This is a genomic window from Pseudomonas promysalinigenes, assembly GCF_014269025.2.
Classification (GTDB): Bacteria; Pseudomonadota; Gammaproteobacteria; order Pseudomonadales; family Pseudomonadaceae; genus Aquipseudomonas; species Aquipseudomonas promysalinigenes.
The window spans coordinates 3315707-3341026 of the sequence record NZ_CP077094.1; the positions used below are offsets into that span (position 1 = coordinate 3315707).

A 25320-nucleotide genomic window follows, 5' to 3' on the forward strand; every position below is an offset into this window, starting at 1 on the left:
TTTTCAGTCATTCTAAGAAGGAGCACAGGATGTGCGGAATTTTCGCCTCTATCGGCTACGCTACCGATAGCGTGGACCTCGACAGCGCCTTAGCCGCGTTGATCCACCGTGGGCCCGACGGCAACAATGGCTATCGCAACGCAGAAAATGGTGTGGTGCTCGGCCATACCCGTCTGTCGGTCATCGACATCGCCAGCGGGGAGCAGCCGCTGTACAGCCATAACCAGGACACGGTGCTCATCTGCAACGGCGAACTGTATGACCACCAGCGATTGCGTGCCGACCTGATGAACGAAGGCTTCAGCTTCCAAACGGGCTCAGACTCAGAACTGATACTGGCCCTATACGAACGTGACGGCCTGGACTTCACAAGCCACTTACGCGGAGAGTTCGCCTTCATCCTACTCGACTGCCGACGCCAACACGTGATCGCCTGCCGCGATCGCTTTGGCATCAAACCCTTGTTCATGCACCAGCACCCCAAGCACCCCAGCCAATTGCTGTTTGCCAGCGAAGCCAAGGCCTTGTTCGCCAGTGGCCTGGCCAAGCCGTCGCTGGACCCGGTGCGCTTGCGCGACATGCTCAGCTTTGTGCCGATGGACAGCGTGTTTGAACATGTCAGCGCAGTCCCCCCTGCGCATCTAATGCAGATCGATTTACGTACTGGCGAGCAGATTCTGACCCCGTATTGGTCCATGGACCTGTTACCCCAACCACTGGCAGACGGCACTACGGAGGCCGACCTGAAACAGAGCCTGCGCAATCACCTGGAGGAAGCCGTCGCCCTGCGTCTGCAGGCAGATGTCCCTGTGGGGGTTTACCTGAGTGGCGGGCTGGATTCCACCGCAGTGGCTGCCGTGGCGGCAAAGCTGAGCGCCACGCCCATCGAAACATTCAGCATTTCGTTCAGTGACCATGCCGACTTCGATGAGGCATTGATCGCACAACGCACAGCTCAGCACCTGGGGGCGCGACTGCACAAGGTTACCTGTCAGTCCGATGATCTGCTGACCCACCTTGAAGAAAGTTTATGGTTCAGCGAAACACCTGCGGTCAACTACAACGGAGTCGGCAAGTTTCTGCTTTCGAAACTGGCAAGACAACATGTCACCTGCGTGCTTACCGGCGAAGGCGCTGACGAAGGGCTGCTCGGTTATGGCTATTTCAAAGCCAATGGGCAAGGTCTATCCAGCCATGCATACGGTCGTACCCAGGACCCCTTGAGTGCGGCTGGCGGGTCGAGCGTTCGGCAATTGCATGAAACGCTAGGTTTCATCCCGCAACCAGAAATGCGCGCACTGTTCAAACCGGCCGCACAGCGCATACTAACTCGGCTGTTCCATCGTCAGCACCGTCAGAAGGTGCAGGCGACGTCTCCCCTTCAGCGCTTGAGCCAGCGCCTCGACCGCGAGGAGCTCGACCGTCTGCCCCTGCTGAACAAGCTGCAAACTTTCAGCATCCGAGGATTACTCAGCCCGTTCATTCTGGCTAACCTTGGCGACCGTCAGGAAATGGCACACTCGATCGAAGGGCGCACACCTTTTCTCGACCACAAGCTCTTCGAGTGGCTGGCAAAACTGCCAAACGAGTGGAAATTACGTGGGAACGTGGAAAAGTACCTGCTGCGCGAAGCAGTGAAAGACATCATTCCCGAAGAAGTATATAGCCGTCGAAAATGGCCGTTCATCGCTCCGCCATTGTGGGTGACTAAACGCTCAGGAAAGTTCATGACCAAGCTCATCGATACCTATTTGAGCAGTACGGCGCTGCGCGCCTCGGGCATGTTCTCCAATGCCTCGGTGCAGTGCATGCTGCTGGCGGTGAGAACCTCTTGGCTTCCCGATCGCCTGCGAGAAAAACTCAACAACTTGCTGCTGTTCATACTGACAGTGCAAATCATCGAGAAAGACTTCGTGCAACAGTTTGAGCACAATCTGTGCAAGTATCGCCAGCAGACTCAGGCTGCCTACCACGGGATCAAAGCCGCAGCCAAGCAAGCCGAAGCACAGCCTGGATAGGCTGTGCCGGCTGATTACTCAGTTGCGTTCGGCACGGGTCCGCAGGCTTTTGAGCGTATTGAACGGCGCATCCACCACAAACTTGTTGGCTACCATCGCAGGCACGCTGCCGCCAGGCTCCGTATGCACCTGATAGGTCACCTCGGTGCTGTCACCCTTGGGCACCAACTTCCAGAAACCCTCGACCTTCGCAACCCGCACAAAGCCTTTTTCTTCCGGTGTGTATGTTGGCTCTGCGACTAACTCGCGGGTAATGCTGCCGTCAGCCCCTTTTTTGGTGGTCACTCGCAGCACCGAATCCCGCGGCGTCACAGGCCATGGCGTATTGAATTGGGTGTAGGTCCAAACCTCGCCGCCCTCCTGTTTCAAGAGCTTTTGCAACTTGCACTCGTGAATCCACTTGCAGGCACCGACCACATCCTCCTGCAACGCCTGCACCTTGGCCAGTGGCGCCTTGATCAGCGTCACCCCTTGATAAGCCTTGTACTTGGAGCCCGGCACCTCACTGAGTGAAACCTTGATGCCCTCCTCGTTCTTGGCCACCTGCCAGTTTTCAGCCCAGGCCGCCGGAGCCAGCAAGACACTCATGCCACACAGCAGTGCAATACGCTTGAACGATCTCATCATGTTTATCCTTGTTGTCGAAGATCCAGCCTCTCACGCCGCCGTTATCTGTTCCCACCAGCCAAGAATCCTGATCGCCTCATCGCGATCGTTGCCACACACCTCGATATCGGCCTTGAACCCTCCACACACCGCGGGCCGCTCGGGCTTGCCGAACAGGTCGCAGAGATTGTCCAAGGTCAGGTGCAGGCAGCGCTCACCGGCAGGCTTGCCATGGGGCATGCGCGGCATCGCTGAAGAAATGGATGGAGCGATGCAGCAGGCACCGCAGCCCTCGCGACAATTCATGGCTAAATCAGGACTCCCTGGAACAGAACGGGACGAACGCCCCTGGATAGTAACGGCTCAAACATGCGTTTGAAATTGTCAGGCCGATGAAATCTGCAGTGACTCGGCAGTCAGTTGCGGCCGCTTAATTACGAAACTCGAAATCCAGTGCTGCCCCTTCGACATCGCGGCGGCTTTCGTTGCGCAACTGCAACTGCATTTCGTTGCTGATCAGCCGACCGTTGAGCTGGAACGGGCTATCGTCTTCGGGCTTGTCCGCGAACATGGCCGGCAGCAGAGGTTTGCGGCGCGTCGTGGAAACACCCACTTGCGGCTCGAGTTTGTCGACCATCTCGGCTGGTAGGCTCAGGTCCAACTTGGGCTTTGGTAGAGGCTGAGCTACCGCCTTATTAACCGGCTTGGCCCGGGCTTTGGCCTTACGAGGCGCGGACTTGGCTTTGGCCACTGGCTTGGCTGGCGTCTTGGCTTGCGCGCTTTGTGCCTGGACGGCAGGCTGCGCCGCGTGAGCTGCTGACCCTGGCAGCCAGAACGGAACAAGACAGATGACCAGCACAGCACTTGGCAACAAATTCATGGACTTCGGCAGGCAGGCGAGAATGGAAAGTGTCTATGCTCTCCGTTCCGCCCTTCGCTGGCAAGCCTTACAAAAGTAAGGCCTGTGATTCTCTGCACAATTGCTGGGCCAACAAACCGAGTGTCATAACCGCCCTTTCGGCTTCCTTGTTCCAGGGAATGCCGCAGTTGAGCCGTATGCAGTGGTTGAATTGCTCGGTGTTACTGAAGATCAGACCGGGCGCGATACTGATACCCTGCTCCAGCGCACGCACATGCAATTCTTGCGTATTCACTCGCCCTGGCAGGCTGACCCAGAGGATGAAGCCCCCGGTGGGCCTGGTCATCTGCGTACCCTCGGGAAAATGTTGCTGGACCGCCAACTGGTACGCACTGAGGTTCTTGCGATACTCCTGACGGATGTAGCGCAAGTGCCGGTCATAACCCCCATTTTCCAAGTACGCCGCCACCCCCATCTGCGTCACGCTACACGCTGAGTGAGTGGTGAATGTCTGAAGGCGTTGAATTTCATCCTGATAACGCCCCGCCACCATCCAGCCGACCCGCACACCTGGCGAAAGGGTCTTGGAAAAGCTCGAGCAATAAATGACTCGATCCAGCCGGTCGAAGGCCTTGAGCGCCTTGGTCTTGCCCTGCTCGAACATCAATTCGCCGTAGATATCGTCCTCGACGATCTGGATATCGAAGTCCGAGGCCAGGCGCAGCAGCTGTTTCTGGCGCTCCTCCGGCACGGTGCCGCCGAGCGGGTTGCTCAAGCGCGCCGTCAGTACCAGCGCCTTGATCGACCACTGATTGGCAGCCAACTGCAGGGCTTCGAGACTGATGCCGGTGGAGGGGTCGCTGGGAATTTCGATAACCTTCAACCCCAGCAGGTCAGCCAACTGCAACAGCCCATAATAGGTGGGCGACTCAGCGGCGATCAGATCACCAGGGCGAGTCAGCACGCGCAATGACATCTGCAAGGCATCGACACAACCGTGGGTGACGATGACCTCCCGCGGATCGACCAGCACACCTGCATCGCGCATGCGGATCGCAATCTGCCGGCGCAGAGGTTCGAAGCCTGGGCTGAACATGTAGCTGAAGGCTCGCGGACTGTGGAAGCGGGTGACCTTGGCGATCTGCTGGTGCAGAGCGCGCACCGGCAGATAGTCAACATGAGGTACGGCAGCGCCGAACGGAAACACCCCATCGCGGCGGGCTTCTGTCAGAACCTGTTGAATAATGCTGGCGCGGGTGACCAGCCCGGGGCGTTCAACGCGGGCTATATCGGGTGTCTGTGCGGTCAGCGCAGGCGTTTGGTGCACGTAATAGCCCGACTGTGGCCGGGCGCGAATCAGCCCCTGATCCTCGAGATTGGCGTAAGCCTGCAACACCGTGGCATGGCTGACGTTGAGCTGGGCACTCATCTTGCGCACGGACGGGACACGCTCGCCTGGCTGGTAGACACCGCGACGGATGTCATCGGCCAGTTGCTGGGCGATACGCTGGTACAACAGCAGGTTGGTCATGGGGTTGTCTCGGCTCGCAGACGGGCTCGTTGTTCTTGTACGACAAACTGACGGTAAAGCATACCGTAACAGTTGCAAAGTGTACTGGGACAGATGGCTGGTTCGTCAACGCTACACTTGTGTGACAGCCATCATCCGAACTGCCCAGTCAGGACCTTGACCAGGAGGCCCCGAGCCACCTGGTCAGCCCACTCAGCGCGCGGGCGCCAGGCGGCCCTTGTCGTCAGAGAAAACGATTTCGACCCGGCGATTCTGCGCCCTGCCCCGCTCCGAGGCGTTGGCTTCGATCGGGTATTGGTCGCCGTAACCTTCGACCTGCAGGCGCCTCTCATCGATGCCCAGATCCACCAGCATGTCGGCCACTGACTGCGCACGATCACGTGACAATTTAAGGTTGTCTTCAGGGGTGCCTGTGCTGTCGGTGTAACCTTCGATCCGCACCACGCGGCGCGGATTGAGTTGAAGGAACTGGACCAGCTTGAGCACGGTGCGACTGGCCGAATTCCTGAGGTCCGCGCTACCGGTGTCGAACAGCACGTCGCTCAGCGTCATCACCAGGCCACGATCTGCCTGTTCTGATGCCAGCGCGGCAATCTGGTTCTCAACCCACTTGCCCTGCTGCTGAACACTGGCGAGTTTCGCTTCACGCAGCGCAAGCTGCAGACGCTGGCGTTCCAGGTCGAGCTTGGCACGGCGCTCCTGGTTCAGTGCCAGCTTGGCGTGCTCGGTGGCGATCTCGCTGTAGCGCTGGCTCAGGTAGGCGTAATGGCGCACGTCACTGCCCGTGCCGATATAACTGGACAGGCGCTCGGCACGCGACAGCGACTCACCGGCTCGGATCACGTCACGCGGCGCACTGCGCAACACGTCAGCATCGTCCTTGACCTTCTGGAAAGCCGCAGTGGCTTCATCCAGCGCTGCCGAGCTGCGCTGGCTGGCACAGCCTTGCAAGCCGGCCGCCAGCACCAGGAGTACCAGCGCGGCGCTCTTATGCACAAACATCATGGCTGCACCTCCAGCTGCTTGTGCAGGCGCTTGACCCGCGACTGCAGCAGCTGCAGCTGCTCTTCACTCTTCTGGTTCAGCACCTGCGCCTCGGCCAATCGCGCATCCAACTCAGCCTGTTCGGCACGCATGCGCGCGTCGCGAAAGTCCTGGGTGAGCATATTGGTCTTGGCCCGGGCGAATTTGTCTTCGGCCAGCTTCATCGCTTCGACCTGATCGGTGGCACCGACGGCTTTGGCCTGCTCCAGCGCCTGCTCGGAAATACGCATCTGTTCGTTGGGCGCCGGATCATTGGCGCAGCCAGCCAGGCCGAGCATGGCCACGGCTAGGATCAAGGATTGGGTTCTCACGCACTCTTCCTAATGTTTAGGGGCATCCGCCTGCACTTGCATCTGTGCCTTCCAGCGCTCGACATTACGTTGCAGCACGGCTTCGGACGCACCGGAGATCGGCAATTCTGTCAGCTTTTTTGCCAATTGCCCACGCAACCACGAGTCGTTGCAGGCCGAGTTGTGCGACACAGCCAGATATAAACCCGGGCGGTCCACTGGCAAACCGCGGGCGATCAGGTTGTTGCTCATGCCCAAACTCTGGGTCATGGCCATGCCCGAGTAACGCCCGGCCAAGACATAATCGACCTGGCCCAGTACCAGTTTCTGGAAGGCCTGAGTGAGGTTCTGCGCCGGCACCAGCTTGAGCTGGGCCTTGGCGAAGGCGGTGAAGGCTGGGGTCAGTCGTGCACGCTCCGACAGGCTCCCCTGATAGCTGGCAAGGTCAGCCGGGCCCTGGAACGCCAGCGTCGCGTCGTGGCGGGTCCAGACCAGGTATTCGTTTTGCTGCAGCGGCGGGTGGATATAGTCCAACGCGGTCAGCTGCTCCACTTGCATGGGTGTATCGAGCAGCAGGTCCATGCGCCCACTGCGCACTTCTTCCAGCGCCTGATCGCGCCGCCCCGCATTGAGCACTTCGACCTTGACTCCCAACTCCCCTAGAACCTGACGCAGCAGGTCGACATTGGCCCCCACCAGGTGCTTGGGATCGTCAGGGTCCTGCCAGGAATAGGGTGGCGCATCTGGGCTGCCGGTCGCCACGAGGCGCTCGCACTTGCCCGCCGCCATCACCACTGGCGACAACAGCGCCGCCATGCATGCCAGCACTTTGCTCGCGTTGCGCAACACCATCCGTCACTCCTTGTCCAGCAACAAAAAAACCCGGCCCTCTGTCGAGGGCCGGGCTTCTTTATAAGTGAAGCAGGCGGATCAGACCAGCTTTTCCAGCTCCGGAACCGCTTCGAACAGGTCGGCGACCAGCCCGTAGTCCGCTACCTGGAAGATCGGCGCCTCTTCATCCTTGTTGATCGCAACGATCACTTTGGAATCTTTCATACCCGCCAGATGCTGGATCGCGCCAGAGATACCAACGGCAATGTACAGCTGCGGTGCAACGATCTTGCCGGTCTGGCCGACCTGCATGTCGTTTGGCACGAAGCCTGCGTCGACTGCAGCGCGCGATGCCCCCACAGCAGCGCCGAGCTTGTCGGCCAGGCTGTACAGGTGCTTGAAGTTGTCACCGTTGCCCATGCCACGGCCGCCGGAAACGACGATCTTGGCAGCGGTCAGCTCTGGGCGGTCGGACTTGGCCAGCTCTTCGCCAACGAAAGCCGAGATACCGGCGTTGTGCGCAGCAGCCACCGCTTCGACGGCAGCTGAGCCACCTTCGGCGGCCACAGCGTCGAAGCCGGTGGTACGCACGGTGATGACCTTGATGGCCGCGCTCGATTGCACGGTGGCAATGGCGTTACCGGCGTAGATCGGGCGCTTGAAGGTGTCGGCGGACTCGACCGAGATGATCTCGGAGATCTGGTCCACGTCCAGCAGCGCGGCAACGCGCGGCAGGATGTTCTTGCCATTGGTGGTGGCCGGAGCCAGCACGTGGCTGTAGCCGCTTGCCAGCTCGACGATCAGCGGCGCAACGTTCTCTGGCAGTACGTGGGCGTAGGCAGCGTTGTCGGCAACCAGCACCTTGGCCACACCAGCGATCTTGGCAGCAGACTCGGCAACGCCGCCGACGTTCTGGCCAGCGACCAGCACGTGCACATCGCCACCGATTTTGGCGGCAGCGGCGACAGTGTTCAGGGTGGCCGGGGCTACGGCACCATTTTCGTATTCAGCGACAACCAGGATAGTCATTTAGATTACCTTCGCTTCGTTCTTCAGCTTCTCGACCAGTTCGGCCACCGATTTGACCTTGATGCCAGCGCTGCGAGCAGCCGGGGCTTCAACTTTCAGGGTCTTGGTGGTGGAGGCCAGGGAAACGCCCAGCGCGTCTGGCGTGACGGTTTCCAGCGGCTTCTTCTTGGCCTTCATGATGTTGGGCAGCGACGCGTAGCGTGGCTCGTTCAGGCGCAGGTCAGTGGTGACGATGGCAGGCAGGTTCAGCGCAACGGTCTGCAAGCCGCCGTCGATTTCACGGGTGACGTTCAACTTGTCGCCAGCCGCTTCAACCTTGGAGGCGAAGGTGCCCTGGGCGAAACCGGTGAGCGCGGCGAGCATCTGGCCGGTCTGGTTGTTGTCGCTGTCGATGGCCTGTTTGCCGAGGATGACCAGCTGTGGCTGCTCCTTGTCGACAACCGCTTTGAGCGCCTTGGCCACGGCCAGAGAGTTAAGTTCGTCAGCGGCTTCGACCAGAATGGCACGATCGGCACCCAGGGCCAGGGCGGTACGCAGTTGCTCCTGCGCGGTAGCCGGGCCGACGGAGACGACAACGATTTCGGTCGCCACGCCCTTTTCCTTCAGGCGTACGGCTTCTTCCACGGCGATTTCGCAGAAGGGGTTCATGGACATCTTGACGTTAGCAAGGTCGACGCCGGAGTTGTCCGCTTTGACGCGAACCTTGACGTTGTAGTCGACCACTCGTTTGACAGCTACAAGAACCTTCATGGATTCCTCGTTACTCTCCGGTGAATAGATAGTCGCCTGGGGCAGAGCCCGGCGATGCGCGTGGGTACAAGGGCACCTCTAAAAACGTACCGGGGCAAAGCTCATGGTGACCGAACAGTCTTGTCGCGACCGTTGCGGCAAATACCCACGGGTCATTTCGTGTCGTGGCGTGTAGACTTCACTACAAGTTGCTTTGCGACCCGACAACCCTGCTCCACACCTGGTCTTTAGAGGTGTACCTGCGCCCGGCTGCAAGCCTACGGCGAACGTAAAACCGCTCGTATCTTGACCGTAACACCCAATCCGGTCAATACGGCAAATCGGTCACCTTCCAGCCGCGTTCCTGTGATTTTACTGGGCTGCGGCAAATTCAAACAAACGTTTGTATTGGACCCGCCAAGTGGTGTAGATATAATGCGCGCCAAGACAAAACGGTGTAGTCCGTCCAATGCGTAGCTACAGTTTCGCGCCCTTGAAGCGCCGCGGCACGCAAGCACCCATAAGACAAAGCAACAGCACGAGCCTTGATGAGTAGGAGAGAACCTGTGGAACGCGAATACATGGAATTCGACGTGGTCATCGTCGGGGCAGGCCCCGCGGGCCTGTCAGCCGCCTGCCGCCTGAAGCAGAAGGCCGCCGAAGCCGGTAGCGAGATCAGCGTCTGCGTGGTGGAAAAAGGCTCCGAAGTCGGTGCTCACATCCTCTCCGGGGCGGTCTTCGAGCCGCGCGCCCTGAACGAGCTATTCCCTGACTGGAAAGCGCTCGGTGCGCCGCTCAATACCGAGGTCAAGCGCGATGACATCTACGTGCTCAAGGATGGCGACAGCGCAACCAAAGTGCCAGACCTGTTCGTGCCAAAGACCATGCACAACCAGGGCAACTACATCATCTCTCTGGGCAATCTGTGCCGCTGGCTGGCCCAGCAGGCCGAAAACCTGGGCGTGGAAGTCTACCCAGGCTTCGCCGCACAGGAAGCCCTGTTCGATGAAAACGGCGTGGTGCGCGGCATCGTCACCGGTGACATGGGCGTGGACCGTGAGGGCAACCCAAAGGACGGCATGTACACCCCCGGCATGGAGCTGCGTGGCAAGTACACCCTGTTCGCCGAAGGCTGCCGTGGCCACATCGGCAAGCAACTGATCAAGCGTTTCAATCTCGATAGCGAGTCCGATGTGCAGCACTATGGCATTGGTCTGAAGGAAATCTGGGAGATCGACCCGGCCAAGCACGAGCAGGGCCTGGTGGTGCACACCGCCGGCTGGCCGCTTGACGTGGTGAGCGCCGACAACACAGGCGGCTCGTTCCTCTACCACCTGGAAAACAACCAGGTGGTTGTCGGCCTGATCGTCGACCTGTCCTACGCCAATCCTTACCTGTCGCCGTTCGACGAATTCCAGCGCCTGAAGCACCACCCGGTAATCAAGCAGTATCTCGAAGGCGGCAAGCGCATCAGCTATGGCGCCCGCGCCATCTGCAAGGGAGGCCTGAACTCGCTGCCGAAAATGGTATTCGAAGGTGGCGCACTGATTGGATGCGACCTGGGCACCCTGAACTTCTCCAAAATCAAGGGCAGCCACACCGCAATGAAATCCGGCATGCTCGCCGCCGACGCCGTGGCCGACGCACTGATCGCGGGCAGCGAGGGTGGCGACATCCTGAACACATACGTCGAGGCGTTCAAGGCCAGCTGGCTGCACGAAGAACTGTTCGCCAGCCGCAATTTTGGCCCGGCCCTGCACAAGTTCGGGCCACTGTTCGGTGGTGCATTCAACTATGTCGACCAGAACTGGTTCGGCGGCAAGCTGCCCTTCACCCTGCACGACACCAAGCCCGACTATGCCTGCCTCAAGCTCGCCGCCGAGTCGAAGAAGATCGACTACCCAAAACCGGACGGCAAGCTCAGCTTCGACAAGCTCAGCTCGGTATTCCTCTCCAGCACCAACCATGAAGAGGAACAACCCTGCCACCTCAAGCTGACTGACCCGAACGTGCCGATCGCCAGCAACCTGCCGCTGTACGACGAGCCGGCTCAGCGTTACTGCCCAGCGGGTGTGTACGAAGTAGTCACCCAGGAAGATGGCAGCAAGCGCTTCCAGATCAACGCGCAGAACTGCGTACATTGCAAAACCTGCGACATCAAGGACCCAGCCCAGAACATCACCTGGGTTACCCCTGAAGGCGCTGGCGGGCCGAACTACCCCAACATGTAAGGCTGCCGCCCTCGCGTAGCGAAAAGCCCCCGGGTCATCAGAGCCGGGGGCTTTTTTGCATCAGATGGCTGCTATTTTTCAGCGCATGCAACCGGTGCAGCCTCCACAGCGAACGCCAGAGGCTCACGACGCCCGAAATACACGGCTGTCAGCAGCCCCACCGTGCCCATCATCAGACAAAAGCCTACACACACCCAAGGGCTCCAGGGCATTAGCGCAATCAACGCCAGTGGCGTGGTACTGGCCCACAGTGCATAAGCCACGTTGTATGTGAACGAAATTCCCGAAACCCGGATCTGCGCCGGGAACAGCCCGACCATCACCGAGGGCACCACCCCCACTACGCCACATGCCAGCCCAGCCAAGGCATAGGCCAGCCACGTCACGCCCCACTGCCCTACCAGGCTTGCGTACAACGCACCGATACCCAGCGGCAGCAGCAGGCTGTAGATCATCAGGGCGCGCCAGGCACCGAGTCGGTCGACCAGCAACCCGGCCAGCACGCAGCCAAGGTTGAGGAAGACGATGCCCACGCTGCTCAAGGCGAAGGTATGCCCTGCCGTCATGCCAAAACGCTGTTGCATTACTGTCGGCGTGATCACCACCAGCACCACCACGGCAGAGGTCAAAACACAGGTGAGCAGCGCTGCCGGAATCAACGCCGAGCGATGCTCGCTCAGCACCTGCCTCAAGGGGAACTGCACCGGCTGCTCCTGACGCTCGCGCAATGCCAAAAATACCGGCGTTTCGCTAAGCCAGCGGCGCAGCCACACGCCGATCACACCGAATACCCCACCCAGCAGGAACGGGTAGCGCCAGGCGTAGTCGAGAATTTCCTGTGGGCTGAACACCTGTGCAAGCAATGTCGCGGTCAATGCTCCCAACAAGTAGCCGAAGGTCAGCCCCGCTTGTAGAAAACCAAGCGCATAACCACGACGCCCGTCGGGCGCATGTTCGGCGACGAAGGTCCAGGCGCTGGGCACTTCACCGCCCACCGCCGCGCCTTGCAGAATGCGCAGCGCCAACAGAATCAGGGGGGCCGCATAGCCGATGTCGGCATAGGTCGGCATCACCCCGATCAGCAGGCACGGCAAGGCCATCATGAGGATGCTCAGGCTGAACACCCGCTTGCGCCCCAGGTGGTCGGCAAAATGGGCCATCAGGATGCCGCCCAAAGGGCGTGCCAGGTAACCGGTCACAAAAATGCCGAAGCTTTGCAGAAGGCGCAGCCACTCCGGCATTTGCGGCGGGAAAAATAGCTGGCTGAGGGTCAGGGCGAAAAACACGAAGATGATGAAATCGTAGATTTCCAAGGCACCGCCCAGTGCCGCCAGGCCCAAGGTCCGGTGATCGCCGCGGCTGAACCGGGGCGGGCGAGCGGTATCGATGGCAGTCATGGCAGGTGTCCGCAGATCGGCAAAAGGCTGGAGGATAGCAAATCGCTCGCTACGGCCCCAGCGACTTGGCTAACGGCTGAAAACGGTGTGGCCGAAATTTCTAGGCCTGCGCTCAGGGACAGCGCCGGGGGCAAGGCTCGATGGCAGGGCGATCTTGCCCACCAGTACGGGGCTGTCGATGATCGCCATGAAAGACTGCAACGCTTCATTATCCGGCACTTGAGGCAGGCTGACGCTGACGGCCTGGCGCTCGGTCTGTGGCACGACGGGTACTTTCAAGTGGTGCGAGTGGTACAGCAAGGCATGCTGGATCTGCGCACTGACGCGGCAGAAGCGTGCCAGATCGACGCCCGCATGGCTGGCCAGCTCGATGTTGCCCAGCAACAGATTGAACGGTAGCAAGGCGCACTGCACCAAGCGCTGCAACTCCTCGAACGATTCAACCGGGGCGATACGGTAATAACCCAGGCCATTGAGCAGCTTCTCCAGCTGCAAGCGCTGCTGGGGATGCTCGTCGGCAATCAGAATGCGCAGGGTCTTGTTCGTCATTGTCGGACCTGGGCCGTCAGGTGATTATGGGACAGCTCCCTGACCAAACTGCGCCAAAAACAGGCAACCACCAGGCCAGCGCCCAGTGGGGTCAAACTAGATAGTTGTCGGGAAACCGGGGGAAATCAAGTGGCCATCACACAGAATTTTCACTTTCCAGCACACCGCGCTCAGGACTCCCACTGGCGCATACGTACCCGGCAGTGTCTCATGGCGTTGACGATGTGCTTTTCCACCAGGCTGCGGGAAATACCCAGATGCTCTGCAATTTGTTGATGCGACAGGCCATCGAGCTTGCGCAATAAAAAGCAATCCCGGCACACCTTGTTCAATTCATCCAGGGCCTTCTTCATCAGGGTCAGGCGCTGATCGAGCTGCATATCCTGCGGCGGCTCTGCGGCAAACAAATGCCCGTCGGCCTCGAGGGCGTCCAGGGACTCGGCCTGGCGTACCTGATGGCGCCTGTGTCGGTCGATCACCAGGTTGAGGGCGGTGCGATATAGAAACGCCCGCGGGTGGGTGATGTGCCCGCCCCCGCTGCGCTCCAGTACACGCAAATAGGCATCGTGGGCAACGTCCTCCGCAGCCTGTCGGTTGCCAAGGCGCGCGCTAAGAAAGCTCACCAGTTCGCGATAATAATGTTCCACAACAGCACCTGAAATCGTCCTTGCAACCCACGAGCGGGACTGAGTGATACTGGAGCGTGATAGTACAAATTATAACTATTCTCAGCAACACGCCTTCCCCTGCCGTGATCAACCTAAATATGCAGCGCCAACCTTCGTTTATCTGAAACTTCGGTGCGCACCGCAATTGGCTACGCGCGACCTCTCCCCTGGCTGGAAGCCCGCATGAGCCGCTCAACCTCCCCCCGTCGCAAGTTCACATTCGCAGCCATGGGCCTGATTGGACTGGGCTGCCTGCTCGCCTGGCAGGCGCTGCCAAGCGGCGCGCAGCGCCAGGGCACCGTACCGGTCACAAGGGCCGATATCGAAAGCAGCGTCACCGCCCTGGGCACCTTGCAGCCGCGCCGCTACGTGGATGTCGGTGCCCAGGCCTCGGGGCAGATCCGCACCTTGCACGTGGAGGCAGGAGACTCGGTACGCAAGGGGCAGCTGCTGGTCGAAATCGACCCCTCCACCCAGCAGGCGCGGCTGGATGCAGGGCGCTTTTCGATCGACAACCTCAAGGCCCAGCTCGCCGAACAGCGCGCACAGTTCGAGCTGGCCAACCAGCAACTCAAGCGCCAGCGCGATCTGGCCGCCGCCGGCGCGACCCGTGATGAGGACGTGCAGGCCGCAGCAGCCCAGCTCAAGGTCACCCAGGCGCGCATCGACATGTTCCTGGCGCAGATCCGCCAAGCCCAGGCGAGCCTGCGCAGCGACGAGGCAGAATTGGGCTATACCCGCATCTACGCGCCAATGGACGGCACGGTTGTGGCCGTCGACGCCCGCGAAGGCCAGACCCTCAATGCGCAACAACAGACCCCACTGATCCTGCGCATCGCCAAATTGTCACCGATGACCGTGTGGGCTCAAGTTTCCGAAGCCGATATCGGCAAGGTCAAACCGGGCATGACTGCCTACTTCACCACACTGTCCGGTGGCAAACGCCGCTGGAACAGCACAGTGCGACAAATCCTGCCGGTGCCGCCAAAACCCCTGGAGCAGAACCGCCAGGGCAGTGGCAGCCCGGTCAATGCCGCCAGCCAGGTGGTGCAATACACCGTACTGCTGGATGTCGACAACCCCGACGGCGCGCTGATGGCCGACATGACTACCCAGGTATTTTTCGTCTCCGGTCACGCCAGCCAGGTGTTGACCGTACCCCTGGCGGCACTGCACGGCGATGGCGAGCGTTACCTGGCTCGGGTCGTCGACCCCCACGGCAACGTGGTGCAGCGTCAGGTACGCACTGGCCTGAGCGACCGCCTGCGCATTGAGGTGCTAGAGGGGCTGAATGAGGGTGAACAGCTACTGATGGGCGCCACCGGCGCCAGCGGAGGCTGAATGAGCTCCCCTCTGATAGAGCTGGTCGATATCCGTAAATCCTACGGTGGCAAGGACTCGCCTAGCGTCGATGTTCTACGGGGCATCAGCCTGAGTATTCACCCTGGGGAGTTCGTTGCCATCGTGGGCGCATCCGGCTCGGGCAAATCGACCTTGATGAACATTCTCGGCTGCCTGGACCGACCGACATCGGGTCATTATCGCTTCGCCGGCAAGGGCGTGGCCGAACTGAGCAACGACGAACTGGCTTGGCTGCGCCGGGAGGCGTTCGGCTTCGTGTTCCAAGGCTATCACCTGATTGCGTCTGGTTCGGCCCAGGAAAACGTCGAAATGCCGGCCATTTACGCGGGTACGCCCGCCCCTGAGCGCCATGCTCGCGCCAGAGCCCTGCTCGCCCGCCTAGGCCTGGCCAACCGCAGCGGCAACCGCCCGCATCAGCTTTCGGGCGGGCAGCAACAACGGGTATCGATTGCCCGAGCCTTGATGAACGGCGGCCACATCATCCTTGCCGACGAACCCACCGGTGCCCTTGACAGCCATAGCGGCGCCGAGGTCATGGCGCTGCTCGACGAACTGGCCAGCCAAGGACACGTGATCATCCTGATCACCCACGATCACAAAGTCGCAGCGCGGGCTCAACGAGTGATCGAGATACGCGACGGCCAGGTGATCAGCGATAGCGCAGCCAAGCAGCCAACCATCGCTACCCCACAAGCGCTGCAGGCCGATGACCTGCGCCAGCGCCTGGCCCAAGGAGCCACTTTGCCCGGAGCCTGGAAGGGCGAGTTGCTCGAAGCTCTGCAGGCGGCCTGGCGGGTGATGTGGGTCAACCGCTTTCGCACCGCTCTGACCTTGCTCGGCATCATCATTGGAGTGGCTTCGGTAGTGGTCATGCTGGCCGTCGGTGAAGGCAGCAAACGTCAGGTCATGGCGCAGATGGCCGCTTTCGGCTCGAACATCCTTTACCTCAACGGCAAGCCCGCCGCACTGGGCGAGCCTGCCGGGGCCATTACCCTGGATGACGTTGCAGCCATCGGCCAACTGCCGCAAGTCAGGCAGATCATGCCAGTGTTAGGCGAGAAGGTGATGGTGCGCCACGGCAACCGCAGCCAGCGTTTCTACGTGGGAGGCAACAACAACCAATTCCCGCTGATCTTCAACTGGCCGGCCGCTAAGGGGGCGTTTTTCACCGAGGCTGATGAAGCCAGTGGAGCGGCAGTGGCGGTAATCGGCCAAAAGGTCCGGGACAAGATGCTCGACCCCGACCGGGACCCGCTCGGTCAATACATCCTGATCGGCAATGTACCCTTCCAGGTCATCGGCGTTCTGGCCGGCAAAGGCGCAAGCTCCGGGGACCAAGACGCCGACGGTCGGATCGTGGTGCCCTACGCGGCAGCGGCTATCCGCTTGTTTGGCCAGCGCGATCCCGATTACATCACCGTCGCCGCCACCGATGCCGCCCGGGTGGATGAAACCGAAGCAGCGGTCGACCGCCTGCTGCGCCAGCGACATCAGGGCCGCCACGACTTCGAACTGACCAACTCGGCGGCACTGATCCAGGCCCAGGCGCGCACCCAGAACAGCCTGGCGCTGATGCTCGGGGCCATTGCCGCCATCTCACTGCTGGTCGGCGGCATAGGTGTGATGAACATCATGCTCATGACCGTGCGCGAGCGCACCCGGGAAATCGGCATCCGGATGGCAACCGGTGCACGGCAGTACGACATCCTGCGCCAGTTCCTCAGCGAGGCGGTGATGCTGTCGATGGTCGGCGGCGTGGCCGGCATTGGCCTGGCGCTGCTGATTGGCGGCGCATTGATGCTGGGCAAGGTTGCCGTAGCCTTCACCCTGCAGGCCATGTTCGGTGCATTTTCCTGCGCCGTGCTCACCGGCATCCTGTTCGGCTTCATGCCGGCACGCAACGCCGCCCGACTCGACCCGGTCAAAGCCCTCACCAGCGAATAAACCATGACCCTGCCAAGCCGCATCAGCCTACTGTCCCTGTGCCTGGGCCTCGCCGCCTGTAGCCTGCCGCCCGCACCCTCCAGCGGTATCGTTGCGCCCGCCGCCTGGCAAGGCCCCAATGCTCGGGCCTCTGCACCTCTGCCCAGCGCCCAATGGTGGCACGCATTCGACAGCGCCGAGCTCAATCGCCTGGTCGAGCGCGCACGCAACAACGCCCACGACCTTGCAGCCGCTACCGCACGCGTGCGCCAGGCCCAGGCACGCGCAATGATCGCCGGTGCACCGCTACTGCCGCAGCTGCAGCTGGAATTGGACGCCAGCCGTCAGCGCCTGCTGCATGGCGAGGGCTATGATCAGCTCGATGTCAGCCGCTACCAGCCCACCAGCACGGCATTCGACATGCAGTTGGTCGCCAGTTACGAGCTCGATTTCTGGGGTGGCCTGCGCGCTGCCCGCCAAAGCGCGCTACACAGCCTTGATGCCAGCCGCTTCGATCGCCAGACGGTGGAGTTGACCTTGATCAGCAGTGTCGCCAGCACCTACCTGCAGGGCCTGGCCTTGCAGGAACAACTGCGCATTGCCCGCCTCAACCTGGAAAATGCCCGTGATGTGCTGGGCTTGGTACAGACACGCCAGGATGCCGGCGCCGCGACGCGTCTGGAGCTGGCCCAGCAGCGCAGCCTGGTGGCTGCCCAGGCGCGGCAAGTGCCCAAGCTCGAACAGCAGTGGCAGGACAACCGCGTGACCCTGGCCACGCTACTGGGCGAACCGGTGCAGGCCCTGCCCACTACCAGCCAAGCGCTTGGCGCGGTGAACTGGCCGCAGCTCGGTAGCGGCGTACCCAGTTCACTGCTCACCCGCCGGCCAGACATTGCGGCCGCCGAAGCGCGCCTAGCCGCTGCCAACGCCAACGTGCAGGTCGCCAGGGCTGCCTTGCTGCCCAAAGTGACCTTGGGCGCCAACCTGGGAACCGGCGCGCGTACCCTGGCCGATGTTTTCGGCAGTTCCTACTACACCCTGACCTCCGGCCTGGTGGCGCCCATTTTCAACAATGGCCGACTACGGGCGGCACGGCAGTTGGCCGAAGCCGAACAGGACGAGCTGCTGGCAAACTACCGAAGCAGCATCCTGGCGGGTTTCGCCGATGTCGAGAAAGCCTTGAATGCTATTGAGGGAATAGAGCGCCAGCGCCACTGGCAGGATCAGGAGCTGGAGCAGGCGCGTCTGGCCTTTGAGCTGGCGCAACGGCGCTACGCGGCGGGTGCCGAAACCCTGCTGAGCGTACTCGATACACAGCGCGCGCTTTACCTGGCTCAAGACCAGCAGGCAACCTTGCGCCTGGCACGGCTGCAAGGCAGCGTGGCGTTGTACAAGGCGTTGGGTGGCGGATGGCAGCTGGAGGCCGGGGGTAAGGGTTGACACGGCAAGGCTAGGTAAAAGCAAGGGCCGAAGCGGCCCTTGTTGGGTCACACGGCCGCGGCCAGGGCCTGGGCAAAGCGCTGCACCACCTCGTCCACCTGCTGAGCGCTGATGATCAGCGGTGGCAAAAAGCGCACAACGGCGCCATGTCGCCCGCCCAATTCGAGGATCAAGCCACGCTTGAGGCATTCTCGCTGAAGCTTGGGCGCCAACAGCCGATTGGCAGGCCGATGGCCCTGGGCATCAGGCTGACCCAACGGGTCGACCAGCTCTACACCGACCATCAAGCCTCGGCCGCGAACATCGCCTAGCTGTGGGTAGCGGCTTTGCAGGCCCTGCAACTGTTCACGCAAGCGCTGGCCCATGGCTTGGGCATGTTCGGCCAGGCGATGCTCGACCAGGTAATCGATCACTGCAGAACCCGCGGCCATGGCCATCTGGTTGCCGCGGAAAGTGCCGGCGTGTGCACCCGGCTTCCAGGTGTCAAGCCAGTCACGGTACACCACCACTGCCAGCGGCAGGCTGCCACCAATGGCCTTGGACAGGGTGACCACATCCGGCACGATGCCGGCGTGCTCGAAAGCGAACATCCGCCCAGTACGGGCAAAACCGCTTTGGATCTCGTCGACGATCAGCGCCACGCCCGCCTGCTCAGTGATACGTCGCACGCCTTTGAGCCACTCGATATCGGCAGGGATCACTCCGCCCTCCCCCTGCACCACTTCGAGAATGACCGCGGCCGGTAGCGGCACGCCGCTTTCCGGGTCCGACAGCAGGTTTTCCAAGTAATGCAGGTTAGCTTTGACCCCGGCTTCACCCCCCAGCCCAAAGGGGCAGCGGAAATCGTAGGGGTATGGCATGAACTGCACGCCATTGCCCAGCAGCGCGCCTAGCGGTTGCTTGGGGCCGTGGCTGCCCATCAGGCTGAGTGCGCCTTGACTCATGCCGTGGTAAGCGCCCTGGAACGCCAGCACAGTGCTGCGCCCGGTGGCACTGCGCACCAGTTTCAGTGCCGCTTCCACCGCGTCGGTGCCGGTCGGCCCGCAGAACTGCACCTTGGCCTCGCGGCGCAAGGGCTCAGGCAGTATGCCGAAAAGGTCCTGAACGAAGCGGTCCTTGACCGGCGTGGTCAGGTCCAGGGTGTGCAATGGCAACTCGTCTGCCAGCACTCGCTGAATCGCTTCAACCACTACCGGATGGTTGTGGCCTAGGGCCAAGGTGCCAGCCCCCGCCAGGCAATCGATGAATTGACGGCCTTCGACGTCCTCGACGTAAATGCCGCGCGCGCGCTTGAGCGCCAGCGGGATGCGCCGTGGATAACTACGGGCATTGGACTCCTGCTGCTGCTGGCGTTGCAGCAGCGGCGAGTCGCTGAATTCATACAGAGGGTTAGGTGCGCCTGCCGGCAGGACCTGGGCAAGGCTGGTAGCGGTGGACATGGGTGAATCCTCGCAAGCAAGCGAAAGGGCAGTTATCGCTAGAAAAACGCTTGAGTGCGGGGAGGATTTAGCGTTTGTTGCGGGATTTTCGCAGGGTCGAACCGGCGCTTTTGCCAGCGAACCGGCTTGCAATCGGGAGCGTCGCTCGCCGCACAAGCCGGTTTGCCAAAAACCGGGGCGGTAATGGGTGGATTCAACCCGCTGTCCGCGCTGGGACCTGCAGCAGAACCCGCAGCCCGTCGCCACGGCTATCGAACTTCAGGTCCCCGGCGCAGCGCTGCACGATCGCCTGGACAATCGCCAGCCCCAGGCCACAACCGCCACTCTGGCCATTTCGCCAGAAACGCTCGGTAAGATGTGCAAGGTCGGCGTCGGCAATCCCAGGGCCGTGGTCACGCACCATGAACCCCACCTGCCCGTCGGCCATCTGCACTTCCAGCTCAACCTCGGTTTCGCCACCGTGGCGCAACGCGTTGTCCAGCAAGTTGCGCAGGGCTGCAACGGCCAGCGGCGCGGGCATTCCCAGGTAGATCCGCGTGGCCTCTTCCGGTAGGCGTAGAGCGATCCGCCGGTTGTCGCCACCGCCGGCATCCTGCATGGCCTGGCGGGCGACCTGTTCGGCGCTGCACAGCACGCCATCTTCGAACGACAAGCTGCCCTCCACCCGTGCCAGCATCAAGAGCTGCTCCAGGGTGCGGTGCATGCGGTCAGCGCCCTGTTCGGCGTGCTCCAAAGCCTGCTCGCGCACCGCACCATCGGTCATCCGTGCCACTTGCAGGTGGGTCTTGATCGCTGTCAGTGGGCTGCGCAGTTCGTGTGCAGCATCGTCGGTCAGGCGGCGTTCCCGTTCGATGGTCTGGGCAATGCGCAGGAACAGCTGGTTCTGGGTGTCGAGCAAGGGTTGCAACTCGCTGGGCAAACCGGCCACCTGCAGCGGCTCGACACTGTCGGCGCGCCGGCGGCGCAGGGCATCGCGCATGCGATTGAGCGGCTCCAGGCCTTTGCCCAGGCCAATCCACAGCAGCCCGAGGCTACCGAGCAAGGCCATCAGTACTGGCGCGGAGGCCGCCAACAGAATCGACTGGTTGAGCGCTTCGCGCTCCATGTGTCGGTCTGCGGTGGTAATGCGTACGTCACCATGGTTGTAGGTGAAGGTACGCCAGGAAGCGCCGTCGATGGTCTGATCGCGAAAACCGCTGTGCTGGTCGTCCATGGCGCCGTCATGCTTGTGGTTGCTGGCGAGGATTTCACCGCGCAACGAACTGACTTGGCAGGCCATGCCGTCGGGTACGCTCAACTGGTCGGCGGAAAAGTGTGCGTCTTCACCCTTGCCGGCCAGTGGTTGCGGTAACTGCTCGATCAGCCCGGCGACCATGCGCGCCGAGGCCACCAGGCGCTGGTCGAGGGAGAACATCATCTGCTGACGCAGGTCACGCAGCATCCAGGCGGCCGCCAGCGCCCAAATGATGATGAAGGCGCTACCGAGGATCAGGCTCAGGCGTACCCGCAGGCTCATGACGCCGCCTCGTGTGGTGCCTGCGCCGGCCCCAGGCGATAGCCCAGCCCGCGTACGGTTTCGACGATACGGTTGCCGAGCTTGCGCCGCAGGTGGTGGATGTGCACGTTCAGCGCGTTGCTCTCGACCTCGTCGCTGAAGCCGTACACGCAGTCCTTGAGCTGTTCGCTGGACAGCACCCTGCCGGGATTTTGCAGCAGGGCCTGCAGCAGCGCCTGCTCGCGCCGGGACAGGTCGACCGGCTGCCCTGCCAGGGTCGCTTCGCAGCTGCTGGGGTCGTAACGCAACGGGCCATGCTCGATCACATTGACCGCCCGCCCCGCCACCCGGCGCAACAGGGTATGCAGGCGTGCAGCCAGCTCACGCAGGTCGAAGGGCTTGAGCAGGTAGTCGTCGGCACCGGCCTGCAGGCCATCGACCCGGTCGGTGACCGCATCTCGGGCGGTAAGCACCAGCACGGGTAGGTCTACACCTTGCTGGCGCAGGCGGCGAAGCAATTTGAGGCCATCTTCGTCCGGCAGGCCGAGGTCGAGGATCATCACATCGAACTGCGCCGCCTGCAGCAAAGCCCGAGCGCTGGCGGCATTGGCCACGCGATCGACGGTCAGGCCCTGGGCAGTGAGGCCGGCGCAGATGCCGCTGGCGATCAGGTCGTCGTCCTCACATAGCAGTACGTGCATGGTGGAGCTCCCGCAGTGGTGTAGCTGGCATTGCACTATGAAGGGATTAAGGGGGGATTATGGACCTTTTTGTGTTCGCCGAAAGCCTTGCAGCGCCTGTGAGATCGAGCGCCGCCCGCGCGGCGCATCGCGAGCTGCGCTCGCTCCTACGTTTGTTTCGGGCCAGTTGATCCTGTGGGATTTGCGCGCGGACGCTTTGGGGCCTGACGCGATATTGCGTTGCACCAACCAGGCGGTCGCGCGCGCCTGCCACAGGCGTTACTGGCCCGAAACAAACGTAGGAGCGAGCGCAGCTCGCGATGCGCCGCGCGGGCGGCGCTCGATCTCACAGGCGCCCAATCCCTACAGCCATACCCTTCGCAGCACCACCCCCATCCCTAAAAACCCCACCACCAGCACCGCACCGATGAGTAAAGCCGTGACAGAAAACTCACTGGCGCAGTGCCTCAGGCGTATCGACATCCCGCAGCACGCCGGCATCCTCGACGTCCAGCCTGACGCAACTGTGGGGATTGGCCCTGACCACCGAACGCGCCCCCTCATCCCCCGACAGCCGCACCAGCGCTGGCCAGAAATCGCGACCGAACAACACCGGGTGCCCCTGCTGCCCGCCATGACAAGGCAGAACTATCGTTGACTCACCGGCCTTACTTGCAAGCAGGCCAAGGGTCGCTGGCTCCACCCAGGGCATGTCCCCCAGCAGAATCGCCACCGCCTGCGCCTCACTGTCGACCAGCGAAGCAGCACCAGCCGCCAGACTGTGGCCCATGCCAAGCGTGTAATCTGCGCTGGAGATGACCCGGCATGCCGATGGCAACCCCAACGCCTCGCCCCGCTCACCGTCACGCAACACCACCCGCACGTCATCGAATACCGTGCAGGCAAGTTCGACGCTGTGCACCAGCACGCTTCGCCCATCTGCCATCAATGCCCGGCGCTTGTCACCCCCAAAACGCACGCTGCTGCCAGCCGCCAGCACCAGCGCCACCACGCTCACAGCGCATCTCGCGCGATGCCATTGCGCAGGCGCAGAATATCGGCAAGCACCGCCAGGGCGATCTCGGCCGGCGTCTTGCTGCCCAGATTGAGGCCGATGGGCGCGTGGATCCGCGCCATTTGCTCGTCACTCAAGCCGCCAATGCGGTGCAGGCGTTCACGACGCTTCTCGGAAGTCGCCATGGAGCCCATCACGCCGATATAGAACGCTTCAGTACGCACCGCTTCGAGCATGGCGAGGTCGTCTATTTTCGGGTCGTGGGTCAATGCAACCACCGCCGTGTCGGCATGGCAACCGCCATTGACGATGAACTCCGAGGGCAGCTCCCGGCGCACCTCGATGCCCTCCAGCAGCACGCCCTCAAGCACTTCTTCACGGGGCTCGCAAAGGATGACCTCAAAGCCCAGGCTTTTGCCGAACTCGGCGCAGAAGTGCGCGACACTGGAGTAGCCTGCCAACAGCAAGCGCTGAGCCGCACCGACACGCAAACGCACTTGGTCGCTCTGGCGCTCCACCCGCGGCCCCTGATCGCGGTCATCGAACAGCTGACGCTGGCCTTGCGGAAGGCGCACCTCGCGCAACAGCCGGCGCTGGCCGCGCAATGCGCCTTGCAGCTCACGCAGGTGAGCCTGCACGTCACAATCGGCGGCCAAGTTTTCCACCAGCACCTCGAGTACACCGCCACAAGGCAAGCGAATGCTCGATCGCCGGTCGCTGCCATCGCCATAGCGCACGATGGCTACCGGCTCGGGAAATTCACCCTGCCCCACACGCTCCAGGAAATCTTCTTCCACGCAGCCGCCAGACAGCGACCCCAGCCGCTGGCCGCTCTGGTTGACCGCCAGCAGTGAGCCCGGCGCCCGAGGCGCCGAGCCGTAAGTGGCCAGCACCGTGCACAACCAAACCCGCTGACCGCTCAAGGACCACTGCAAGGCCTGACTGATGACTTGAAGATCCAGATGCTGCACGTTTACTCCGTTTTTAGCTCCGCGAGCTGTTGCAGGCTCAGGTCGCCGGGCAATCCACCCCAGGCCTGGCGCAGGTAGTTGACCATGTCCGTCACTTGCTGGTCGTCGAGTTTGTCGGCAAAGCCCGGCATCGGCTGCATGCGCTCGAAGCCGGTGAACTGCTGCTCAGCAATGCCGTCGAGAATCGCCTTCACCAAATTGCGCGAGTCGCTCTGGCGCAGCACCGTGTTGCCTTGCATGGCCACGGCGATGTGCGGTTTGCCCTCACCCTCCACCCCGTGACAACCGGCGCACACGTTCAGGTACTGCTGACGCCCACGCTTGGCGCTATCGTTGAGCTGGGCCAGCGGCACCGGCTCCACCAGCCGGGCCTTGGGCGGCTGATCACCCAGCAGGTAGGTGGCCATGGCCGACAGGTCAGCGTCTTGCAGATGCTGCGTGCTGTGGTGCACCACCGGGTACATCTCGTTGAACATGCTGCCTTGGGCACTGATACCGTGCTTGAGGAACGTGGTCAGGTCCGGCTGGGTCCAGCCACGCTCGGCCAGGTCCTGGGCCAGTAAGCTCGGCGCCAGGTAGCCCATGAGCAGGCCTCCGGTAAAGCGCTTGTCCTGTTGCAGCGCGCCGATGGGGTTACGCGGGGTATGGCACTCGCCGCAGTGGCCCAGCACTTCGACCATGTACTGCCCACGCTGCCAGGCTGGGCTCTTACCTTCGCCCGGCTGCAATTGCACGCTCTTGCCGTACAGCATGTTCCAACCGGTCAGGCCCAGGCGCACATTGAACGGGAAGCTCAGCTTGGTTTCTGGCGCCGGACGGTTGATCGGCGCGATGGTCATCAGGTAGGCCAGAATGGCGTCGGAGTCTTCACGCTTGATCAGGTGGTACGAGGTGTAGGGCATCGCCGGATAGAGGTTGGCGCCATCCTTGCGCTTACCCTCGGTCACTGCTGCGAAAAACTCGTCAGGCGTATAGCTACCGATGCCGTACTGCTTGTCCGAGGTGATGTTGGTGCCATAGATGGTGCCGAATGGCGAGTGAATCGGCAGCCCTCCGGCAAACGGCGCGCCGCCTTCGGCCGTGTGGCAGGCCATGCAATCGGCGGCACGGGCCAGGTATTCACCGCGCTTGACCTGAGCATCGTCGGCGGCGTGGGCGAGCGAAACCCCAGCGAGCACCAGTGTCATTACCAGCGTGTTGCGAACCAAGCCCA

General features: G+C 61.9%; 23 protein-coding genes. 5 read left to right on the forward strand and 18 right to left on the reverse strand.

Annotated features, from left to right (window positions below):
* Nucleotides 1-29: 29 nt before the first annotated feature.
* Nucleotides 30-2018: an asparagine synthase (glutamine-hydrolyzing) gene (asnB, locus tag HU725_RS15215; RefSeq protein ID WP_186478581.1), complete on the forward strand. Its 1989-nt coding sequence runs from the start codon at nt 30-32 to the stop codon at nt 2016-2018.
* Nucleotides 2019-2036: 18 nt separating this feature from the next.
* On the opposite strand, the gene HU725_RS15220 is transcribed toward asnB, so the two are convergent.
* The 9 genes from HU725_RS15220 to HU725_RS15260 all read right to left on the reverse strand — a co-directional run bounded on the left by HU725_RS15220 (nt 2037) and on the right by HU725_RS15260 (nt 8958).
* On the reverse strand, nt 2037-2642 hold the full coding sequence (locus HU725_RS15220; protein ID WP_186478596.1) for an START domain-containing protein: 606 nt from the start codon (nt 2640-2642) through the stop codon (nt 2037-2039).
* A gap of 33 nt (nt 2643-2675) precedes the next feature.
* Complete coding sequence (locus HU725_RS15225; protein ID WP_186478582.1) at nt 2676-2930, reverse strand: YkgJ family cysteine cluster protein; 255 nt, start codon at nt 2928-2930, stop codon at nt 2676-2678.
* Nucleotides 2931-3054: 124 nt separating this feature from the next.
* Nucleotides 3055-3504, reverse strand: a complete 450-nt coding sequence (locus tag HU725_RS15230) for a hypothetical protein (RefSeq protein WP_060478588.1) — start codon at nt 3502-3504, stop codon at nt 3055-3057.
* Between the two features lie 67 nt (nt 3505-3571).
* Nucleotides 3572-5014, reverse strand: a complete 1443-nt coding sequence (locus tag HU725_RS15235) for an aminotransferase-like domain-containing protein (RefSeq protein WP_060478589.1) — start codon at nt 5012-5014, stop codon at nt 3572-3574.
* A gap of 192 nt (nt 5015-5206) precedes the next feature.
* Nucleotides 5207-6019 carry an OmpA family protein gene (locus tag HU725_RS15240; RefSeq protein WP_186478583.1) on the reverse strand — a complete coding sequence of 271 codons (813 nt, stop codon included), beginning with the start codon at nt 6017-6019 and terminating at the stop codon, nt 5207-5209.
* Nucleotides 6016-6369 (reverse strand): DUF4398 domain-containing protein, encoded by a 354-nt coding sequence (locus HU725_RS15245; protein WP_060478591.1) that lies wholly within the window; start codon nt 6367-6369, stop codon nt 6016-6018. The genes HU725_RS15240 and HU725_RS15245 overlap by 4 nt, the downstream gene beginning before the upstream one ends.
* Nucleotides 6370-6378: 9 nt before the next feature.
* Nucleotides 6379-7200: a substrate-binding periplasmic protein gene (locus HU725_RS15250; RefSeq protein WP_186478584.1), complete on the reverse strand. Its 822-nt coding sequence runs from the start codon at nt 7198-7200 to the stop codon at nt 6379-6381.
* A gap of 78 nt (nt 7201-7278) precedes the next feature.
* Nucleotides 7279-8208, reverse strand: coding sequence for an electron transfer flavoprotein subunit alpha/FixB family protein (locus HU725_RS15255; protein WP_060478593.1), 930 nt, complete (start codon nt 8206-8208; stop codon nt 7279-7281).
* Nucleotides 8209-8958: an electron transfer flavoprotein subunit beta/FixA family protein gene (locus HU725_RS15260; RefSeq protein WP_060478594.1), complete on the reverse strand. Its 750-nt coding sequence runs from the start codon at nt 8956-8958 to the stop codon at nt 8209-8211.
* Between the two features lie 527 nt (nt 8959-9485).
* Between HU725_RS15260 and HU725_RS15265 the strand changes: the two genes are divergently transcribed.
* Nucleotides 9486-11168: an electron transfer flavoprotein-ubiquinone oxidoreductase gene (locus HU725_RS15265; protein ID WP_186478585.1), complete on the forward strand. Its 1683-nt coding sequence runs from the start codon at nt 9486-9488 to the stop codon at nt 11166-11168.
* A 71-nt stretch (nt 11169-11239) separates the two neighbouring features.
* On the opposite strand, the gene HU725_RS15270 is transcribed toward HU725_RS15265, so the two are convergent.
* The 3 genes from HU725_RS15270 to HU725_RS15280 form a co-directional block, all read right to left on the reverse strand.
* The gene (locus HU725_RS15270) at nt 11240-12565 is read right to left on the reverse strand and encodes an MFS transporter (protein WP_186478586.1); all 1326 of its coding nucleotides are present in this window, start codon (nt 12563-12565) and stop codon (nt 11240-11242) included.
* A gap of 69 nt (nt 12566-12634) precedes the next feature.
* Nucleotides 12635-13114 carry a response regulator gene (locus tag HU725_RS15275; RefSeq protein WP_060478596.1) on the reverse strand — a complete coding sequence of 160 codons (480 nt, stop codon included), beginning with the start codon at nt 13112-13114 and terminating at the stop codon, nt 12635-12637.
* Nucleotides 13115-13284: 170 nt separating this feature from the next.
* Entirely contained in the window at nt 13285-13761 is a 477-nt protein-coding gene (locus HU725_RS15280; RefSeq protein WP_060478597.1) for a sigma-70 family RNA polymerase sigma factor, read from the reverse strand.
* A 204-nt stretch (nt 13762-13965) separates the two neighbouring features.
* Here HU725_RS15280 and HU725_RS15285 point away from each other — a divergent pair, with 204 nt between their 5' ends.
* The 3 genes from HU725_RS15285 to HU725_RS15295 are packed head-to-tail and all read left to right on the forward strand — an operon-like array spanning nt 13966 to nt 18507.
* Nucleotides 13966-15123 carry an efflux RND transporter periplasmic adaptor subunit gene (locus HU725_RS15285; protein ID WP_186478587.1) on the forward strand — a complete coding sequence of 386 codons (1158 nt, stop codon included), beginning with the start codon at nt 13966-13968 and terminating at the stop codon, nt 15121-15123.
* Nucleotides 15124-17088 carry a MacB family efflux pump subunit gene (locus tag HU725_RS15290; protein WP_186478588.1) on the forward strand — a complete coding sequence of 655 codons (1965 nt, stop codon included), beginning with the start codon at nt 15124-15126 and terminating at the stop codon, nt 17086-17088.
* 3 nt (nt 17089-17091) lie between these two features.
* The gene (locus HU725_RS15295) at nt 17092-18507 is read left to right on the forward strand and encodes an efflux transporter outer membrane subunit (protein ID WP_186478589.1); all 1416 of its coding nucleotides are present in this window, start codon (nt 17092-17094) and stop codon (nt 18505-18507) included.
* 47 nt (nt 18508-18554) lie between these two features.
* Here the strand turns inward: HU725_RS15295 and HU725_RS15300 are convergent, their stop codons facing one another.
* From HU725_RS15300 to HU725_RS15325, 6 genes are all read right to left on the reverse strand, one after another.
* Entirely contained in the window at nt 18555-19946 is a 1392-nt protein-coding gene (locus HU725_RS15300) for an aspartate aminotransferase family protein (RefSeq protein WP_186478590.1), read from the reverse strand.
* Between the two features lie 193 nt (nt 19947-20139).
* The gene (locus HU725_RS15305) at nt 20140-21462 is read right to left on the reverse strand and encodes an ATP-binding protein (RefSeq protein ID WP_186478591.1); all 1323 of its coding nucleotides are present in this window, start codon (nt 21460-21462) and stop codon (nt 20140-20142) included.
* Nucleotides 21459-22142, reverse strand: coding sequence for a response regulator (locus HU725_RS15310; protein ID WP_060478603.1), 684 nt, complete (start codon nt 22140-22142; stop codon nt 21459-21461). Before HU725_RS15310 ends, HU725_RS15305 begins: the two co-directional genes overlap by 4 nt.
* A 430-nt stretch (nt 22143-22572) precedes the next feature.
* Complete coding sequence (locus tag HU725_RS15315) at nt 22573-23139, reverse strand: nucleotidyltransferase family protein (protein WP_186479019.1); 567 nt, start codon at nt 23137-23139, stop codon at nt 22573-22575.
* Nucleotides 23136-24107, reverse strand: a complete 972-nt coding sequence (locus HU725_RS15320; protein ID WP_186479018.1) for an XdhC family protein — start codon at nt 24105-24107, stop codon at nt 23136-23138. The genes HU725_RS15315 and HU725_RS15320 overlap by 4 nt, the downstream gene beginning before the upstream one ends.
* A gap of 2 nt (nt 24108-24109) precedes the next feature.
* Nucleotides 24110-25315: a cytochrome c gene (locus HU725_RS15325; protein WP_437180336.1), complete on the reverse strand. Its 1206-nt coding sequence runs from the start codon at nt 25313-25315 to the stop codon at nt 24110-24112.
* Nucleotides 25316-25320: the final 5 nt, after the last annotated feature.

What these genes read in the sequence shown, in the direction of transcription:
- HU725_RS15275 (WP_060478596.1), bottom strand. Translation starts at nt 13,114, where the DNA reads ATGACGAACAAGACCCTGCGCATTCTGATTGCCGACGAGCATCCCCAG.
- HU725_RS15250 (WP_186478584.1), bottom strand. Translation starts at nt 7,200, where the DNA reads ATGGTGTTGCGCAACGCGAGCAAAGTGCTGGCATGCATGGCGGCGCTG.
- HU725_RS15255 (WP_060478593.1), bottom strand. Translation starts at nt 8,208, where the DNA reads ATGACTATCCTGGTTGTCGCTGAATACGAAAATGGTGCCGTAGCCCCG.
- HU725_RS15290 (WP_186478588.1), top strand. Translation starts at nt 15,124, where the DNA reads ATGAGCTCCCCTCTGATAGAGCTGGTCGATATCCGTAAATCCTACGGT.
- HU725_RS15220 (WP_186478596.1), bottom strand. Translation starts at nt 2,642, where the DNA reads ATGAGATCGTTCAAGCGTATTGCACTGCTGTGTGGCATGAGTGTCTTG.
- HU725_RS15240 (WP_186478583.1), bottom strand. Translation starts at nt 6,019, where the DNA reads ATGATGTTTGTGCATAAGAGCGCCGCGCTGGTACTCCTGGTGCTGGCG.
- HU725_RS15305 (WP_186478591.1), bottom strand. Translation starts at nt 21,462, where the DNA reads ATGAGCCTGCGGGTACGCCTGAGCCTGATCCTCGGTAGCGCCTTCATC.
- HU725_RS15235 (WP_060478589.1), bottom strand. Translation starts at nt 5,014, where the DNA reads ATGACCAACCTGCTGTTGTACCAGCGTATCGCCCAGCAACTGGCCGAT.
- HU725_RS15260 (WP_060478594.1), bottom strand. Translation starts at nt 8,958, where the DNA reads ATGAAGGTTCTTGTAGCTGTCAAACGAGTGGTCGACTACAACGTCAAG.
- HU725_RS15300 (WP_186478590.1), bottom strand. Translation starts at nt 19,946, where the DNA reads ATGTCCACCGCTACCAGCCTTGCCCAGGTCCTGCCGGCAGGCGCACCT.
- HU725_RS15295 (WP_186478589.1), top strand. Translation starts at nt 17,092, where the DNA reads ATGACCCTGCCAAGCCGCATCAGCCTACTGTCCCTGTGCCTGGGCCTC.
- asnB (WP_186478581.1), top strand. Translation starts at nt 30, where the DNA reads ATGTGCGGAATTTTCGCCTCTATCGGCTACGCTACCGATAGCGTGGAC.
- HU725_RS15230 (WP_060478588.1), bottom strand. Translation starts at nt 3,504, where the DNA reads ATGAATTTGTTGCCAAGTGCTGTGCTGGTCATCTGTCTTGTTCCGTTC.
- HU725_RS15265 (WP_186478585.1), top strand. Translation starts at nt 9,486, where the DNA reads ATGAGTAGGAGAGAACCTGTGGAACGCGAATACATGGAATTCGACGTG.
- HU725_RS15225 (WP_186478582.1), bottom strand. Translation starts at nt 2,930, where the DNA reads ATGAATTGTCGCGAGGGCTGCGGTGCCTGCTGCATCGCTCCATCCATT.
- HU725_RS15310 (WP_060478603.1), bottom strand. Translation starts at nt 22,142, where the DNA reads ATGCACGTACTGCTATGTGAGGACGACGACCTGATCGCCAGCGGCATC.
- HU725_RS15270 (WP_186478586.1), bottom strand. Translation starts at nt 12,565, where the DNA reads ATGACTGCCATCGATACCGCTCGCCCGCCCCGGTTCAGCCGCGGCGAT.
- HU725_RS15285 (WP_186478587.1), top strand. Translation starts at nt 13,966, where the DNA reads ATGAGCCGCTCAACCTCCCCCCGTCGCAAGTTCACATTCGCAGCCATG.